At 35.1% G+C, this 16,791-nt stretch carries 16 protein-coding genes; 13 read left to right on the top strand and 3 right to left on the bottom strand.

Annotated elements, in window-relative coordinates:
* Nucleotides 1-55 precede the first annotated feature (55 nt).
* The 12 genes from TY19_RS04700 to TY19_RS04645 all read left to right on the top strand — a co-directional run bounded on the left by TY19_RS04700 (nt 56) and on the right by TY19_RS04645 (nt 11,817).
* On the top strand, nt 56-442 hold the full coding sequence (locus TY19_RS04700; protein WP_042280602.1) for a type III secretion system chaperone: 387 nt from the start codon (nt 56-58) through the stop codon (nt 440-442).
* Between the two features lie 64 nt (nt 443-506).
* Entirely contained in the window at nt 507-2,369 is a 1,863-nt protein-coding gene (gene sctD / locus TY19_RS04695) for a type III secretion system inner membrane ring subunit SctD (protein WP_042280599.1), read from the top strand.
* Nucleotides 2,370-2,415: 46 nt separating this feature from the next.
* A complete protein-coding gene (locus TY19_RS04690; protein WP_042280597.1) occupies nt 2,416-2,658 on the top strand; it encodes a DUF5398 domain-containing protein in 243 nt (80 codons plus the stop codon).
* Between the two features lie 90 nt (nt 2,659-2,748).
* Nucleotides 2,749-3,210: a tetratricopeptide repeat protein gene (locus tag TY19_RS04685; RefSeq protein WP_226988482.1), complete on the top strand. Its 462-nt coding sequence runs from the start codon at nt 2,749-2,751 to the stop codon at nt 3,208-3,210.
* A 26-nt stretch (nt 3,211-3,236) separates the two neighbouring features.
* Nucleotides 3,237-3,902, top strand: a complete 666-nt coding sequence (locus tag TY19_RS04680) for a galactosyltransferase-related protein (protein WP_042280595.1) — start codon at nt 3,237-3,239, stop codon at nt 3,900-3,902.
* A gap of 309 nt (nt 3,903-4,211) precedes the next feature.
* Nucleotides 4,212-4,490 carry a DUF5407 family protein gene (locus tag TY19_RS04675; protein WP_011175944.1) on the top strand — a complete coding sequence of 93 codons (279 nt, stop codon included), beginning with the start codon at nt 4,212-4,214 and terminating at the stop codon, nt 4,488-4,490.
* A 145-nt stretch (nt 4,491-4,635) separates the two neighbouring features.
* Nucleotides 4,636-5,484: a hypothetical protein gene (locus TY19_RS04670; protein WP_042280593.1), complete on the top strand. Its 849-nt coding sequence runs from the start codon at nt 4,636-4,638 to the stop codon at nt 5,482-5,484.
* A gap of 104 nt (nt 5,485-5,588) precedes the next feature.
* Nucleotides 5,589-6,905, top strand: a complete 1,317-nt coding sequence (fliI, locus tag TY19_RS04665) for a flagellar protein export ATPase FliI (protein WP_039359951.1) — start codon at nt 5,589-5,591, stop codon at nt 6,903-6,905.
* Nucleotides 6,906-6,918: 13 nt separating this feature from the next.
* Nucleotides 6,919-7,416, top strand: a complete 498-nt coding sequence (locus TY19_RS04660; protein WP_011175947.1) for a hypothetical protein — start codon at nt 6,919-6,921, stop codon at nt 7,414-7,416.
* A 70-nt stretch (nt 7,417-7,486) separates the two neighbouring features.
* Nucleotides 7,487-8,515 (top strand): hypothetical protein, encoded by a 1,029-nt coding sequence (locus TY19_RS04655; RefSeq protein WP_042280592.1) that lies wholly within the window; start codon nt 7,487-7,489, stop codon nt 8,513-8,515.
* A gap of 302 nt (nt 8,516-8,817) precedes the next feature.
* A complete protein-coding gene (gene sctQ / locus TY19_RS04650; RefSeq protein ID WP_042280591.1) occupies nt 8,818-10,152 on the top strand; it encodes a type III secretion system cytoplasmic ring protein SctQ in 1,335 nt (444 codons plus the stop codon).
* A gap of 75 nt (nt 10,153-10,227) precedes the next feature.
* Complete coding sequence (locus TY19_RS04645) at nt 10,228-11,817, top strand: protein kinase domain-containing protein (protein ID WP_042280590.1); 1,590 nt, start codon at nt 10,228-10,230, stop codon at nt 11,815-11,817.
* Between the two features lie 210 nt (nt 11,818-12,027).
* Here TY19_RS04645 and TY19_RS04640 read toward each other — a convergent pair whose 3' ends face one another.
* The gene (locus tag TY19_RS04640) at nt 12,028-15,105 is read right to left on the bottom strand and encodes a hypothetical protein (RefSeq protein WP_042280589.1); all 3,078 of its coding nucleotides are present in this window, start codon (nt 15,103-15,105) and stop codon (nt 12,028-12,030) included.
* 443 nt (nt 15,106-15,548) lie between these two features.
* On the opposite strand from TY19_RS04640, the gene TY19_RS12740 reads away from it, so the two are divergent.
* Entirely contained in the window at nt 15,549-15,935 is a 387-nt protein-coding gene (locus TY19_RS12740) for an aromatic amino acid transport family protein (protein ID WP_158383136.1), read from the top strand.
* A 90-nt stretch (nt 15,936-16,025) separates the two neighbouring features.
* Here the strand turns inward: TY19_RS12740 and TY19_RS04630 are convergent, their stop codons facing one another.
* Together TY19_RS04630 and TY19_RS16170 are read right to left on the bottom strand one after the other, a co-directional pair.
* The gene (locus TY19_RS04630) at nt 16,026-16,547 is read right to left on the bottom strand and encodes a hypothetical protein (protein ID WP_042280581.1); all 522 of its coding nucleotides are present in this window, start codon (nt 16,545-16,547) and stop codon (nt 16,026-16,028) included.
* A 63-nt stretch (nt 16,548-16,610) separates the two neighbouring features.
* The coding region (locus tag TY19_RS16170) for a hypothetical protein (protein WP_042280588.1) at nt 16,611-16,791 on the bottom strand (181 nt) is incomplete at its 5' end.

Here is a 16,791-nt window from a genome sequence, read left to right as displayed (position 1 = left end):
TTTTAAACTTTCTAGTCTATAATATCATTTACCTATGATGTCTTAGGAAAAACTTATGTTAGACTCTTTTGTGCATCAGTTAGCTCGTGAACTTGAAATGGAAGATTTAATTATTTCTCCAGAGCCTAATTATTTTACTATCCCTTTTGCAGATGATATTCAGGTTGATGTGACGCAGTTTCACCAAAGTTATTTATTAAAAGGAAATATTGGAGCTTGTCCGAAAAACAATCTGGATCAATATTTCCTCAAAGTAATGGAAGCAAATTTATTTGGTCGCGGCACGAGAGGGGCAGGAATAGGTTTGAATAAAGAAGAGAATTTATTGACGCTTTCACTTGAGCTAGATTACAATATTTCTTATAAAAATTTTAGAGAACGATTGGAAGATTTCATAAGTATTTTGGATTTCTGGCGAAAAGAAGCGTTAAAACATCGATAGATTCTTTCTTATCACTGTGATAAGCTGACTTAAAAATACTTTTCTTTAACTCAATGGGTAAATTATGGTAGCGCGACTAGTTGTAGAAGAAGGTGACTTGAAAGGATTAGTTCTGTCATTAGAAAATGGCGAGAGCTGGATTATTGGGAGAGATCCTGATGCTTGCCAGCTCGTTATCGAAGATCCGTTAACTTCGCGTACCCATCTTGTAGCAAGACGAACATCTGAAGGTATTTCCGTTGAAAATTTAAGCCTCACAAATCCTATCCAAATTAATGAAGAAGAAATTGGTGAACAAGTACGCCTCCTCCAACAAGGAGATACACTCAAAATTGGAAATCAAATTTTTCGTTATTATGCAGACCTCACAGCCCATGTACTAGATGAAAATTTTCCCTCAGAAATTTCTTCGAATGGAGAAGAACAACCTCTACCTATAGAAATTGAAGATCGCCCCAACCCAGCTTCTTCTCAATCCTTGTTTGAAAATGAAGGAGAAATTGATACGATTTTTGACGAAGAAGATAATTTTTCAAATTTAGCAGAAATTAATTTTGGAATTGCAGAAACAGGGCGCTGGCTTCTCAAGGTAATTGGTGGACCAAATAATGGCGCTGAATTTTATATGCAAGCAGGACATAGTTATATTCTTGGAACTGATCCTCATACATGTGATATTGTCTTTCATGATACAAGTGTCTCCCGCCAACACGCCAAAATTGCGGTTTCGTTAGAAGATACCTTGACAATTGAAGATTTGAAAAGTCGCAATGGAGTTTTAGTTAGTGGTTCACCATTAGAGATTAAACAAAATCTTTCTCCTAGTGTAATTGTTACTTTAGGTACCACTTCTTTTGTTGTTTATGATCGAGAAGGAGAAATGCAGACAATTATTTCTCCTCTCCTCCCCTCCATTGTTAAAGTTTTACAAAATGAAGAAGAAATGGCTAAACCGAAAGAAGAGCCTACAATTCCTGTTTCTGAAGAAATGATTCCTTCTCCAACTGCCCCTGAAACAACAATATCACAATTTGGGCCTTATGTTTTGCTAGCTATTATATCAGGTCTCTTCTTATTGACAGGGATTGGAATATATTTTCTATTTAAAAGCGAACCAGTGGTCGTCAATACGCAAGAAAATGCAACTGAACTAGTCCAACAAGCAATTGCTCCCTTTCCGGCCGTTCGCTACTCATTTAACAAAAACGCAGGAAATCTTTTGTTATTAGGACACGTTAGTAATTCTGCAGATAAAAACCAGCTGATGTATAATCTGCAAGGACTAAAATTTATTAAACATATTGATGACAATGGCATTATTATTGATGAATATGTTTGGAGAGAAATTAATTCGATATTATCTAAAGATCCCTCTTGGAGAGGGATTACCGTTCATTCTCCTGAAGCTGGGCAATTTATTCTATCCGGTTACTTAGAAACTCGTAAACAAGCTGAGAAGCTCTCCGACTATATTAGCGTTAATTTTCCTTACTTAGATCTACTCAAGAAACAGGTCATTGTAGAAGAAGATGTGATTGGACAAATTAATGTTTGGCTGCAAACTTATAATCTTCGCGGTGTAGCGGTTAAAATGGGAAATGGTGGAGAAATTACTTTATCGGGAAATGCCCCTTCTGATAAAGCAGGAGAAATAACTCATTTGATTTCTAAAATTAAAGGCCTTCCCGGAGTAAGAATCGTTAATAACTATATCAAAGCGGATGCTCCAGAAATGGGTATTATTAATCTTTCTGATAGATATGAAGTGACAGGGCAATCTAAACTTGGAAATCGTTATACTGTTGTCATTAATGGACGTATTTTATCTCAAGGAGATAATTTAGACAGTATGACAATTACTTCTATCAAAGAGAAAGTTATTTTTTTAGAAAAAGATGGAACGAAATACAGAATTGATTATAAGTAGATTTGTTACAAAAATAAAAATGTAGAGCCCAACTTGTGAGGTCAAAATGTTTGGTTTAGAAGATCAAAAAAAGAAAAAAACTTCAGAAGAATTTGTTTTTGAGCTAGAGAAAGATTTAAAGAATCCAAAAAAAAATAAAGAAATTCGACAGCAAGTCGAAGAAAGAATTCAAAAAATTAAAGAAGCTTTAAGATCCGGCGAAAATCAAGAAGAATTTGACCGCTTTGGATTACTTCTCCATGGATATACTTCATTGCTGAAAGTGATTTCTCGCTTTAATCCTAAATAGGTATAGGTATAAAGGTTGTTGATTGGTGTTATGATCTAGTTTAAAGATATTATTAGAGTTTATCATAGACGGAAACAAAAGGACTTGATGATGGATCCAGAAAAAATAAATGCATTTAAAGATGATTTTGCTTTACTAATCGAAGCAGGTTTTTTGGCCGTAAAACAATTAGATGAAACAAGCTCAACTCGCATTTTTCATGCTGCTCAAGCTTTAAGCCCTCATAACACAGCTCCTCAAATTGGTTTGGGATACATTGCCTTAAACAAGCTTGAGTTAAAAGAAGCAACGCGTATCTTTGAAGGTGTTATAGCTGCAGAACCTGATAATTATCTCGCTCAAACATTTTTAGGCATGTGTTTTCTTTTAAATAAAACAAAGAGAAAAAAAGGGGAAAAACTGATCAATGAAGCCATTGAGAAAACAACTGATCCTACGATTAAAAATTTAGGAGCAATTTCACTCGAATGGGCAGAAAAAGATTTATCTAAAGTTTCAAAAGCTCCCTTTTTCACCAAACAAAATCAAGAAAAAAATGAAAGCGAAGAATAAGGTCTTTTTTGGGTTATGGTGAAATGATGCAAAAGATGGCTCTTATCATTCCTTATCGTAATCGAGAAGAGCATCTAAAAATATTTCTCACAGAGTTCCCAGAGAAGATTCAAAAAATATCTCCTCATGTTCAATATACTATTTTTATCATCGAGCAAGCGGAGGGTAAACTTTTTAATCGAGGTAAACTTTTAAATGTTGGATATACATTAACACAAGAAACTTTTGATTATTTCTGCTTTCATGATGTAGATATGTTACCAACTACCTCAGACTATTCTTACCCAATTGTTCCTACTCATCTTGCAGCTGACGTGAGCCAGTTTCGAGAATGGATGGGTAATGGACTTGCCTATAAAAATTATTTTGGCGGAGTTGTTTTATTCAACAAAGCAGATTTTGTTAAAGTTAATGGGTATTCTAATCGTTATTGGGGATATGGGGTTGAAGACGATGATTTAATAGTTCGTGTAGTTGAAAATAACTTACAGTGGATTCGTAAACCAGGTGTGTATGAAAGCCTCACTCACGCTTATTCAGGAGGTACTCCAGAACATCAAGCAAATAAAACTCGCTTCATCAATCTTTTAAAAAATTTAGAAGAAGATTTGTCAGGTTTATCTGATCTCAATTATCAGGTTTTAAACAGCAAAATATTTTCTAATTATACCCAATATTTAGTAGATATTTAAAATATTAATCGTTTGTTTTTAAATAAATTTTAATTATCTAAAATCAAATTATTTATTTAATAAAATATTCACTATATTGATTTAATTATTAGAATTTGCTATCATTAGAAATAGGAAGAAAGAGGTTTTAAAAGGCCTCGAATACGAGTCCTCAAAAAATTTAGTAAAGTATTTAAGTGTTGTAGCGTTTCAGAAAAGAAGTGGGTAAGAGACTCTAATTCTCTTTAAACTTCAGGAAGTGTAATTTCCCAAATCTGAATTCCCTACTGAACTTATTAACATTAATAAGCAGAAGTAGTAGGAGGAAATATGGCGACTGGTGGAGGAAGTAGTGGTGATTTTCAAGGTAACTACGTAGGGGAAGGATTTAAAGTTGACTTTTTGATTAGCATCGTTAACGATGCGACAGTTAGTGCAAAAAGAAAACTGGAAATCTTGAAAGCAAGACGTAGTTCTATCAGTATTGCTGATATGTTCGACATGCAAATGTTGATGAATCACCTATCTCAATTATCAGAGATGTCCACGGCTGTTGTGAGTGCATCCAACTCAGCAATCTCATCAATGGCTCGTAACGTTAAAGGATAATTGTCGGTTAGTTAGACTTCAGTCTAACCCCGAACTTGACCCTAAGAAGGATTTAACCTTCAAAGTTTTTTCTAAAATTAGGAGTTTGAATTTTTCTTGGGTCATTCGTTATTCTTTTAAACACTAAAGGTGAAGGAAGCTTGCCATGGCATTAGAACAAAAAATTGAAGCAGTAAAAAAAGTGGGCGAAGCACTTAATAAGCAGCAGCCTCAAGTTCATGAAGAACTAGAACGAGTGGCTCCCAATAAAGAGCATTTTCAAAACTTTTTAAATACTTCTTCTACAATTCAACCCTCTTTTCAGCGATTAGATGGGTCAGTGGTTGCGCCCGAACAAGCTCATTCGGTGGAAAATCCCATTTTTGGAGATGAAAATGTCACTGTACAAAGAAATGGAACAGCAACGGATCAAGAAAACAAAAAGAAAAAACAGCCTCAAAATGATGAGATTGAAGGGGTAGCTGCCACAACCAATAAAAAAACAACTTCTTCTCTCATAGAAGAGGTCGGAAAACTCAACACAAAAGTTGCGAAAATCTCTACATTAACGCCGGAAGAATTAAGAAATCAGGCTCAATCTGTTATTGCTCAAATAGACCAAGTCAAAACACAACTTAGCCAAACTCAAGCAGAAATAAAGCCTTCTTATCAAAATTTACTCCGTAACCGCTTAACACATATCGATGACAATTTAAAAATTGCTTTATCTAAAGCAGGTGTGGAATACACTCCTCCCGCTGCACAAGTTACTGATATCAACAGCCCTAACCCTATTAAACGCTTTATTGGATACTTAACAAGTAGCCAATATCAACTTGAACATTTGAACCAAACAATTGAACACTTAAATCTTACTAAAGTTCAGATGACACCTGCTAGTATGCTCGCCATACAAATTAAAGTTAGTTATATTCAACAACAAATTGAGTTGTTCACTAGTTTATTAAATAAAGCTTTAGAATCGACAAAAACAATCATGAACGTTCAAGTCTAAAGCAAAAAAATATTGGTTGGTTTCTTCATTCTTGATATCTTGATATAAGGAATATTTTGTCCTTATTTTCTATCTACTATTGTTTCCAACTAAGGGTAAATTTCATGTTTTTTAATGATCAAATTGACAAACTTCTGGATGATCTAGATGAACTCCAACTTACGACGGTGAATGGCCGCATTACCGAAATTGTTGGAATGTTAATCAAAGCTGTAGTGCCTCAAGTAAAAATTGGGGAAGTTTGCTTAATCAAAAGAGCAGGAGACCCTTTACGCGCAGAAGTGGTGGGTTTTACAAAAGACGAAGTCCTTCTTTCTCCTTTAGGAGAAATGACTGGTATCGGTCCCTCTTCTGAAGTCATTCCCACTCATCTCCCTTTACACATCAAAGTCGGCCCTCAATTGCTTGGGAGAATTTTAAATGGTTTAGGAGAACCCTTAGATGAAGAAACCAAAGGTCCTTTAATCTTAGAAGAGACCTATCCTGTTATTCAAGCTCCTCCTGACCCTGTCAAAAGAATGCCTATTCATAACCCTATTTCCGTTGGAATAAGGGCTATTGACGGCGTATTAACTACAGGCCTCGGACAAAGGGTAGGGATTTTTGCTGCTGCAGGTGGTGGTAAATCAACATTACTTGGAATGATTGCTCGCAATGCAGTCGCAGATGTCAATGTAATCAGTTTAATTGGGGAACGGGGGCGAGAACTCAGAGAATTTATTGAAAAGGATTTAGGTCCCGAAGGACTAAAAAGATCTGTCCTTGTGGTCTCGACCTCTGACCAAGCCTCCCAACTTCGTCTCAATGCAGCTTACGTTGGTACTGCGATTGCTGAATATTTTAGAGATCAAGGTAAATCTGTCATCTTAATGATGGATTCGGTGACGAGATTTGCAAGAGCTTTGCGTGAAGTAGGCTTAGCAGCAGGCGAACCTCCGGCAAGAGCTGGTTATACTCCTTCAGTCTTTTCAACGCTTCCTAAACTATTGGAAAGAGCGGGAAATTCTGATAAAGGAAGTATTACAGCTTTTTATACTATCTTGGTGGCTGGAGACGATATGAATGAACCCGTTGCTGATGAAGTACGCTCTATTTTAGATGGTCACATTATTTTATCTAGCGAACTCGCACGTCAATATCATTATCCCGCCATTGATGTTCTCTCCTCTGCAAGTCGTGTCATGAATGCCATTGTTCCCAAAGAACACTTGCAATTAGTTGGTAAACTTAAAGAAGTTTTAGCTAATTATAAGAAAAACGAACTATTAATTAAAATTGGCGAATACAAAAGAGGGGCGGATAAAGCAGGTGATTTTGCTATAGACTATATCGAAAAAGTTTTAAAATTTCTCAAACAAGGTGTCGACGAAAAATGCTCATTTCAAGAGACTGTCCAACTCCTGAAATCTCTCTTCAGATAAAATTGGTTAAATTATGAGCAAAATCGTTTATCCTTTAAAACAAGTCATTGAAGTTAAACAAAGGCGCGTCGAAGAAGCCGAAAAAAATGTTAAACAGAAGCAATTAGCACTGGAAAAAGAAAAGGAAAAGTTAGCCGAACGAGAAGCTGAAAGAAATAAAGTAAAGAGTCACAAACAGGACAAATTGAATCAATTAAGAGAGCAATTAGATCAAGGAACGACTAGCCCAAAAGTTATTCAAATGAAAGCTTACATTAAAGTCGTGGAAGAAAAATTAGCAATCGAGGAAAAAAAAGTTAAAGACCAAGCAGAGCAGGTTAAAATTGCTCAAAAAAATTTGGATCAAGCGAAAGAAGAATTACGTATAAAAAGACAAGAAGTAGATAAGCTCTTAAGTCATAAAAAAGACTGGGAAAAGGAAATGCGTAAAGAACTTGAAATTGTGGAAGGCAGGGAACAAGATGAATTAGGTTCGATCATTTTTGTCTCTAATCAAAGACGCAATTCTTAAGTTCTCTGAGGAAAGCAACAAAAAAGTGAAAGCGCAGTTAGCAGCTTATTTAACGGAAAAGGAGTGTAATATGCCATCATCTGATGAAATCAATCCAGTCAGATTTAATCCAAGGTCTGATTCTTCAAGCCTTGGTCGAAGTCGCCCCGAAGGCACTCCACGTAGTGATAAAATTTTTAAAAAACTTGTTCGTAATGATGAAGATCCCTCAAAAGAGCAAGAAGAACTAGCCGGACTTGAGGAAGAAAATGAAGCGGCTCCCCTTTCTCTTTTTGATCTATCAGCAAAAAATAAATCAACCCGAAAATCCCCCGCTAGTATGGTTGAAAAAAATCCTTTTATAAAAGAAGAAAGCAATCAGCAGCTTATTATAAAAGAAGAAAGCAACCAACAACCAATTTTGGAAATGGCTGAAAATAGAAATCCTCAACTTGAGCAAAATTCCGCTGAAAAACCCTTGAAAGATACTTTTCTTCACGGAGAAATTGTCCGTGAATCTGTCATTGAAGGAAAAAAAGAAAAAAACAGCCCTTTTACTTTAGCAACTGACAGCGCTGCTTCATCTCCTAAAAAAGAAAAACAGAAACTTAGCCAAACTCCATTCGAAGTACGAGAAGAACAGGTAGATTTATCAGCCATTAATTCACAACAACGTCCGATCGCCTTTTTAGCAGATAAAGCGGAATTGGCTCAAGAACCAAAAACTTCATCGTCAATTAAAGATATTGTCGCCCAAATTGTAGAAAAAATGCAGGTCATTAAAACAGGCGAAAAGACAGATACAGTTGTCACACTTCGATACCCCCCTATTTTTGAAGGAGCAACAGTCACTTTAACAAATTTTGAAGGAGCGGCGCGAGAATTCAATGTCGCTTTTGCCAACTTAACTGATGAAGCGAAGCGATTTTTAGATCGTAAAATTGTTGAAGATTCTTTAGTAGAAAGCCTTGCGCGGCAAGATATTATTGTTAACGTTTTAACCACAACAACCCTTCCTGAAGCGAATGCTGATACGGACTCTTATAAATATTTCACTAGGGAAGAGCGAGAACAAAAACGAGATCAACAAGCCCAAGATCAAAAAGAAGAAGAAGAGTAAATTAATTGTTAAAAAATTTTTATTTTTTTCCATAGATAGCCAATGCATTTATTGGCTATCTTTTTTTATTAAACGATCCTCATCCGACATCTCTACGGATGGATAAAAAAAGAAACTTTTCATACATGGATAAGTTATTCACTTTTTTCTAATCCATTTTTATTGTACATATTAGTATTTGACATGAATGACAAAATTTCTCTCCAAATTTTGAGAAAAATATGAGAAAATAGTATTTTGAAAAAATTAATTTTAACGCCTACTATAAATTGCATAGGGAATACAAACTCAGGTTAGACAAAATGGCAACTCCTTCAGCTTCCTATGATTGGATTCGTACAATTGATCCAGAATTAAAAAATTTAGATGAAATTCCCCTAACAGGATCTGCTCCTCCTTTTCCCTGGGAAGAGCTTTCTCAACGCATTGCAAAATCTTTTGATCGAGAAGGATTATTTATTCAACCCAAAGAATTGGTTTGGCGTTCCCAAGAAAATTTATATGAAGGGCTAGGGGATTCCCCATTTCCTTTACATTTTGCAATTCCAACTTTACAAGGACAGGCTTGTTGGATAATGCCGGAACAGGAAATGGCTATTTTAGAGACATGGCTTTTAACTAAAGAGTCTCACCCTATTAGTTTTCAAGATCGAGCATTAAGTGAAAGCTTTTATCGATTTTTTGCTCTTGAAGTTCTTTACCACACTAATCAACTTAACTTCGATAAATCAATTACTCCTATTCTCACTAATCAAACTTCTTTACCTAATGAAAGCGCTTTATGTCTAGATATCTGTTTGCAATTTCAAGAACAAATAGTCTGGGGTCGATTAATTATTTCAAAAGATTTGAGACGTTCCTGGGTCGAGCATTTTGCTTCCCGAGGCCCTTCTCATTTGACGACTGAACTTGCCAAAGCTATTGATATTCAAGTACATTTAGAAGCTGGAAAGACGACACTTTCATTAAAAGAGTGGTCTTCAGTTTGTTTAGGTGATTTTATTGTTTTGGATAGCTGCTCATTAGATCCTCAAGAATTGACAGGCCGTCTTATGCTGACAGTCAACGGAAAACCTGCCCATCGAGGAAAAATCAAAGATGGTGTTATCAAAATTTTAGAAACTCCTCTCATCCAAGAAGTTGAAACACCTTTACAAGAATTAAATATGCCACAAGAGGAACTCCCTATGGTAAAACAATCAGAAGAAGATGATGATGATTTAAGTGACTTAAATTTTACTGAAGATGAAGACGAAGATTTTGATTTCGAAGACGACGAGGAAGAGGCTGAAGATGATGATGATGAAAATTTTACTTTAGATGAAGTAACAGAAGAAGAACAAGCTTCTCCCAAAAACAATTCATCTCAAAGTAGTCCAGCTTCTTCTACTACAGAAAACACAAAAACAGGTCTCATTACCCCCAACCAAATTCCTGTCAATCTGACTGTAGAAGTCGGCCGTATCCAAATGTCTATGGATCATTTACTCAAACTTGAACCCGGTAATATGCTTGAATTAAACATTAAACCGGAAGATGGCGTCGATTTAACGATTAATGGAAAAATTGTCGGACGAGGAGAGCTACTTCGTATTGGGGAAGTTTTAGGTGTGAGAGTTTTAGAATTAGGTCATTGATTACCGATTATTTTTTAATGAATAAATGGCATAGCTTTTACTCAGAATTGATTTTTGATATTTTAGGTTAATACAGTGGAATTAGATCCTAGCAAACAAATAACTTTACCAACTGCCCTTGATTCAACTAAAAATATTGTTAAAATTCCTGAAAAAATTGGTCCTTATCAAGTAGAAGCTCTACTCGAAAAGGGCGGTATGAGTATTCTTTATCTGGCCACACACCCAGATACCAAGGACCCTATCACTATTAAAGTTCTCTTTCCAGAATTTGTTTCCAATCCAGAAATGGTTCAACGATTTCTGCGTGAATCTGAAATTATTGGACTTGCAGATCATCCAAACATTGTTAAGTTGTATGGGCAAGGAGAGTGGGAAGGCGGACTTTATATTGCAATGGAATTTATCCAAGGCATTTCTTTAAGGCAATATCTTTTACGTAATCTAATTTCTCTTAAGCATGCTTTAGAGCTAGTTATGGAAATTTCAATGGCTCTGTGCCACCTTCATGCTCATGGTGTGATTCATCGAGATGTCAAGCCTGAAAATATTTTAGTGACAGAATCAGGAGGAGTCAAAGTTATTGATTTTGGGATTGCTCAGCTTTTAACAGAAGGGCAAGCAGATCCAAAATCTCAACGCCGTTTAATTGGAACTCCTATTTATATGAGTCCCGAACAAAAAAACAATCCTGAATCAACTTCTTATCCCTCAGATATTTACTCATTAGGTATCATCACTTATGAACTTGTGCTTGGAAAATTAAGCCATGGACAAATTCATCTTTCTATCATGCCTAAAGGACTGCAAAAAATATTAGCCAAAGCTTTACAGTTAAATCCTGAGGATCGGTATCAAGATATCGTTGATTTTATGACAGATGTCTCTGCTTACCTTTATTCTCCAGCTCTGCTTAAAGAAAACAAAGAATTAGATCCATTAAGCGATCTTTCAGAAAGCTTGCGTCATGCTCAGCACTCTTTAGTTCCAGACAATCCTCCCAAATGGCCTAAAATTGATATAGGGCTTGCTTCTTATAAAAGTTTAGGAATATCGAGTTTATATTATGATTTTTTTAATCTCCCCCAACACGGCTATGGAATCATCATTGGAGAACCTTCCGTAAAAGGCTCAGCAGGAATTGTCTATACTTCAGTTTTAAGAGGAATGGTTCGTGCTCTTTGTCAACTTACTCAAAGACCTGAAGAAATGGCTACGGTCCTCAATGCACTCTTGTTAAATGATCCTATGAAGCAAAATTTCTCTTTTAGTTATCTTATTCTTTCTCCTCAAGAAAATCTCTTCCGGTTTATTTCTTGTGGATGTGGACACTTATGGTATCTCCCAAAAGAGAAATTGCAATTAGAACTCATTAATTCTGAAAATTCTCCCCTAGGAATTAATCATTTAAACTCATTTGTGGAAATCGAACATCCATGGAATGTTGGAGATGCAATTCTTTTCTATGGTTCCTTATGCTCCTCGGATACTTTTGCCAAAAAACCTTTATTTTCAAATGAGCAATTGTTATCAAGCCTTCAAGAAGCTTCTATGACATCTCCCCAAAAACAAGTAGATACGATTCTTAGAAAAGCTAAGGTTGAGCTTAGCCGTACCTCCGATGAACGCTCTATTGTTCTTCTTAATCTTCTAAGAAACGAATAAATTTTATTAATTAATAAATTAGAATGTGTATAAACATAATCATACAATTTTATTCTAAGAAATTATGAACTCGCTTTATCTTCTCCTCCATCATAAGCAAGCTAGAATTGAATTTCATATGATTAAGAAAAACGATATGTAATAGGCTACTGAGGGCTTGTTCTTACAAGCCCTCGATAAGATTGGTCATATCGGATTTTTTTATATTTATCAAAACAAGATTTCGACATCCCCTTCGACACCAATATCTTCTTCAGTACCATCTTCTGGGCAATATTCATCAAGAAATTGATTAAAAATGTTTCGCTCGGAACTATTTTCTGATTCATCAAGCTTTAAATTTTTTATGATTTTGCCGATTAGTTGACAAAAATCTTTGTACACATCTAGTGTTGATTTAAGCGGTTGTAGTTCACAATCAATTTCTGCTTGAGAGAGTTTCAAGCAATTTAGCTTGTCAGAATAATCACGAATATTTTGTTTATTGCTTTCTATTAATTTGCCTTGAGTTTCAAGTTGGTATATCTCACCAGAAAGAACTGAATTACGTCCTTTAAGTGCGTTGATTCGAATTGTTAGGTTTTTTTGTTGAGCTATTAAACCAGTATTTGGGACATTAGGCATCCCATTTAAATCTTGCTCAATTTGGGCGAGTTCGGTTTTTGAAGAGGGATGATCTTTTGTTTTAACATAAAGTTTTACTTTTGCTTTACAGTCTTCTGGGTATCCATGCCAACCAGGTTTATAAGAAACTATATATTTTCCTTCATTGAGTTCTGATCGATTCTCATCGCAAAAAGACCCTGTTGTTTTTTCTTGTCTTTTGCCAGGAATTAATTTTACCCGATTGATAGGTGTATTTTTATCATCGATACTAAATACATATTTTGTTGCTAGAAACCCAGCTGCGAAGAAAGAGCGAGGAGTAATGGGCTTATTTGGGCTCATCTTCTTCCAAAATATCTCTTTGTCCGTTTGCAATTCCTTTTCTCGTCGCTTTTTTTCGATTATTTCTGCTTCAATCTTTTTTAATTCAGTTTTAGAACGAGCAATTTTTTTGTTATTGGATTTAATCTCTTTTCTTTTCTTACTAATTTCTATTGGGATATCAGTTTTTCCCAAAGAATTTACAGACATTTCTTCAGCACTTATTTGAGATTCGGTATCTGTAATTTCAATTTTCAATTCATTAAGAGCTTGGTTGAGTTGTTGTATTGTTGAAAGAAGATGAAGAAAATAGCCGGCCGTTTCCCGCAAAGCGGCTTTAAATTTATCGTGCCCCCCTTCAACAAAGTTTTCCATTGTGAAGGATAAGGGATTAGAAGACGGCTCAAGAGAAATCTCTTTCTCCTCCCAAGCTTTAATTTTTTGTCTTGTCTGTTCACTAAAAATGTCCGCAACGATAATATTATTATGTAATTTCAATAGAGTTGCTAATATATTTATTTTATTGTCATAATCATCTACTCTAGCATCGTTAACGCTACCTTTAATTGCACGTTTTTGATCTTCAGGTGTTTGTCCCCTGAGCCATTCCCACCAAGTTGGATCCTTCGGTAATAAAGCTTTTTTTTCCTTTTCTAAACTGTCGATCGCATCTAAAATTCCTTTAATGACTTCCTTCTTACTTTTTCTTTCATATCGTGCTTTACTTAGCTTGTCATTAACTACAAATAGGATAGAAGACATGACGCTTTCATCTGTTGGATTTCTTACCACTCTTTTTAATCGATCAATCATTTCCAAAAAAATATGGGATCTGTGTTCAAAAGATGCTGAATTGATTAGAACAATCATTTTTTTGGGGGAGTAGACTTTTGTTGCCATATGTATAGCTTCCGCATTGCAGATGTCTTCTGTAGGGCCAGCGGAATCAAAAATCCCCGCTGTATCGATATAGTTTTTATAAATTCCAAAGGCTTTTGTCTTTGCATTGTGATGCCCTATTTCTGGGTAAAGAGCATCTTGTTTAGTTTTATAAACTGCTACTAACTTTTTGGGGATCTTATTTAAAAATTTCTCATAAAGATTTTCCACCATTTCAAATTTATGGGTAGCTGAAAACTTTGTTGGCAAACCCATTATCGGAATTTTTTTATAAATAATTTCCGCTCCCTGTAGATAACCAATAAGTGTGCTCTTACCAACACCAGTTGCCCCTATAACCAGTGTATAATCTTCTAATGAAGATCCTCTAAACTTGGATTCAATGTCTGAAAAAATCGTTACCATGGATGTAAAGAGTTCATTCAATTGAATTGTTCCTAACTCAGACCTGAGTTTGTCCTTATTGTATGTGTGAATTTGTTCGGCAAGCTTTCGAAAATTTACAATGATTGGCTCATGAGGAGTTTCAACCACAGGGGAATGTTTAGGATAAATTTTAGGGAAGCAAGGGATGGGTAAAACATCATATGAGGTCAGGCATTCTTCATTAATGAAAAATTTTCGAGTTATTAATTGATTAACCTTTGCCAGATAGTCAATGTGAATAGTCTGAATAACCTGGTTAATTCCTTCCGCATTCTGAGGTGGAGAAAAGGAATTCGTAGGAATAGAATAGCCACCAAAGCCTTTAGCATGCATTGTAATGCCCGTAACTTTTCTGTTTGCTAGCGATTTATTTAACCTATCGGCATGAGCTCCCAAACCAACAGAGCCTTTTTCGGCGTCTGCTTCTATCTGAAAGTTTTTTTGAGATCCCTCTGTTTGCCATTCGATATCAATTTCAAAAAAGATTTTGTATCCTGTATAGACCCAACCAGAGCTGACAAAAGAATCACCTTTAACTTCACAACCCGCTGTAAGAAGATCTCTTCTTAGCTCGGGGAATTGGTCAAATGTGCATTTACTGTAATCAATATGGCAAGCGGCAAAGACAATTTTATCAGCCCCTTCTTCCGAATTTTTAGAGCTTTTATAATTAATTCGAGCACCGATAGTTGCTATGTAACAAGGCAAATCGACTCTCGCCTCATAACTTTTTTTAATTTTTTCGGAAGCTTCCTCGTTTGTTGCCCCTATTGCATATTCATCGCAAGAATTAGCAGATTGAATATTGACTATGTCGGTTGAAAATTTTACTAAGGTTCTTTGTAACAACTTGCTCTCACTAGTTTTGGCCAAACTATTATACCCATGCCCCAAAAAATTTAAGGCATAATTCTTAATGGCTTCCATTTTTATTTGTTGACCAAGAACATCCGTCTGTATTTGATTTGCTTTATCAATCGAAGAATTAGATGTTGTATTAACAGAAGAAGGAGATACTGAGTCGCCTATATACATAAAACCTCTTTTATAAATAAGACACGGTAAATTTTTAATTCGTAACGACATTTAAGCTATTTAAATAAGAAGAAGCTATCAAATTAAAATCAGGTAATGGAATATAAGTTGTCTTCTTAAATTTTAGCGTTTTTAACCTAATTAATTTTTGAATTATTAACAAATAAATATTTTAAAAATTTTATAATTGTTGAATTGTCGTAAAATTAACAAAGATAGGACATTTTCTTAGTATATTTTAAGCGAACTTATGACTTATAGAAATATAAGAATGATTCAAATCGCTATTATTGGAAAAACTAGTTTAACTTTTGTCGCATATGTTTATTTTATTTTGGGGATTGTCTCAAATGAAGGAGCACATGGCCTACAAGAAGCTCTTATTTGTGATATTCCAGCTACAGAATGTTTACATTACGTCATCAAAAATTCCCTGCTGTCTTATGTTGCCCAGTTTTTTGCTTTTTTTTGCTCTAGCTACTTCCTTTTTGGGTATTGCTTTAGCGCTTTTCGATTTTTTGTCAGATGGCTTTGGAATTTCTAAAAAAGGAAAAGGAAAGATCTACCTAACCATGCTAATAGCTCTACCTATTTTATTTTTTGCCATCTACTTTCAAAGGGCATTTATAACTGCTCTTGAGCTATCAGGAGGAATTGGAGATACAATCATAAGCGGATTAATTCCGGCTATTATGATATGGAAAGGAAGGGCTAAATTTTCTAAACAAGGAGACTATAAAGTGATAGGAGGTAACGTTTTACTTGTCTTGATTTGTCTATTCTCTTTCTCTGTTTTAGCGTATGAAATTTTAAGAAGAGTTTTTATATAAAACAAGAACGTAATCGGATCAGTAAAAAGAGAATTTACTTCTTGCTTTATCATTTATAAAAACGTTTGAAGCTCTAGAATATCTACTAAATTACTTTATTTTAACAAAACTGAACAAGTTGTTTATCAATGTCTGGATAATCTTTAATGCTGATTCCCACCAACTTGGTTTTGCTATAATTTCTTGCCTTATTGAATTCGTAAATAAAGAAATATTGTCAGTCTTTTTTTCAACTACGGCTTGTTGATCAAGATCAGCATTTGTATTTAAACTTTCTTTTACCTTGCATAAAGGAGGTCTAAAATCCCTTAAAAACTGCTCATGGTCATCCATTAACTTTTGCATTTCTGCTTTATGCTTTTGCACCTCTGCTTTATATTCTTGCCTCTCAGCTTTATATTCTTGCCTCTCTGCCTTATGCTTTTGCATCAGCTTTTCAATTGTTTGAATCGCTGAAACAAGTTCAAGTTGATTAGGACTTTTAGAAAGCTTGCTCACTTTCTTTTGAACACCACCTAAACGAGAATTCGTAACAATTTTTCTTGCTGGATTTGCTAAGGGATAATCAAAAGAGCCCATTGAAGGGCTTAAGGGGCTTGAATGTATTGACATATTTAACGTTCCTATAATCTTTATCATTTATAAAACGTTTGAAGCTCTAGAATCTCTACTAAATTACTTTATTTTAACAAAACTGAATAAGCTGTTCATTAATGTCTGGATAACCTTTAATGCCGTTTCCAACCAACTTGGCTTTGCTATATTTTCTTGACTTGTTAAATTCGTAAATGAGGAAACGTTGTCAGTCTCTTTTTCAACTACGGCTTGTTGATCGGTTTCAGTATTTGTATTTAAA

Source organism: Candidatus Protochlamydia sp. R18 (assembly GCF_000648255.1).
GTDB lineage: Bacteria > Chlamydiota > Chlamydiia > Chlamydiales > Parachlamydiaceae > Protochlamydia > Protochlamydia amoebophila.
Note: the sequence above shows the minus strand (reverse complement) of the source record. Positions and strands in the feature narration are given on the sequence as shown.

Bases quoted from the DNA above. Each gene is read 5' to 3' on its own strand.
- TY19_RS04630 (WP_042280581.1), bottom strand. From the start codon at position 16,547: ATGTCAATACATTCAAGCCCCTTAAGCCCTTCAATGGGCTCTTTTGAT.
- TY19_RS04675 (WP_011175944.1), top strand. From the start codon at position 4,212: ATGGCGACTGGTGGAGGAAGTAGTGGTGATTTTCAAGGTAACTACGTA.
- sctQ (WP_042280591.1), top strand. From the start codon at position 8,818: ATGGCAACTCCTTCAGCTTCCTATGATTGGATTCGTACAATTGATCCA.
- TY19_RS04700 (WP_042280602.1), top strand. From the start codon at position 56: ATGTTAGACTCTTTTGTGCATCAGTTAGCTCGTGAACTTGAAATGGAA.
- fliI (WP_039359951.1), top strand. From the start codon at position 5,589: ATGTTTTTTAATGATCAAATTGACAAACTTCTGGATGATCTAGATGAA.
- TY19_RS04680 (WP_042280595.1), top strand. From the start codon at position 3,237: ATGCAAAAGATGGCTCTTATCATTCCTTATCGTAATCGAGAAGAGCAT.
- TY19_RS04670 (WP_042280593.1), top strand. From the start codon at position 4,636: ATGGCATTAGAACAAAAAATTGAAGCAGTAAAAAAAGTGGGCGAAGCA.
- TY19_RS04640 (WP_042280589.1), bottom strand. From the start codon at position 15,105: ATGTATATAGGCGACTCAGTATCTCCTTCTTCTGTTAATACAACATCT.
- TY19_RS04660 (WP_011175947.1), top strand. From the start codon at position 6,919: ATGAGCAAAATCGTTTATCCTTTAAAACAAGTCATTGAAGTTAAACAA.
- TY19_RS04655 (WP_042280592.1), top strand. From the start codon at position 7,487: ATGCCATCATCTGATGAAATCAATCCAGTCAGATTTAATCCAAGGTCT.
- TY19_RS04685 (WP_226988482.1), top strand. From the start codon at position 2,749: ATGGATCCAGAAAAAATAAATGCATTTAAAGATGATTTTGCTTTACTA.
- TY19_RS12740 (WP_158383136.1), top strand. From the start codon at position 15,549: ATGTTGCCCAGTTTTTTGCTTTTTTTTGCTCTAGCTACTTCCTTTTTG.
- sctD (WP_042280599.1), top strand. From the start codon at position 507: ATGGTAGCGCGACTAGTTGTAGAAGAAGGTGACTTGAAAGGATTAGTT.
- TY19_RS04690 (WP_042280597.1), top strand. From the start codon at position 2,416: ATGTTTGGTTTAGAAGATCAAAAAAAGAAAAAAACTTCAGAAGAATTT.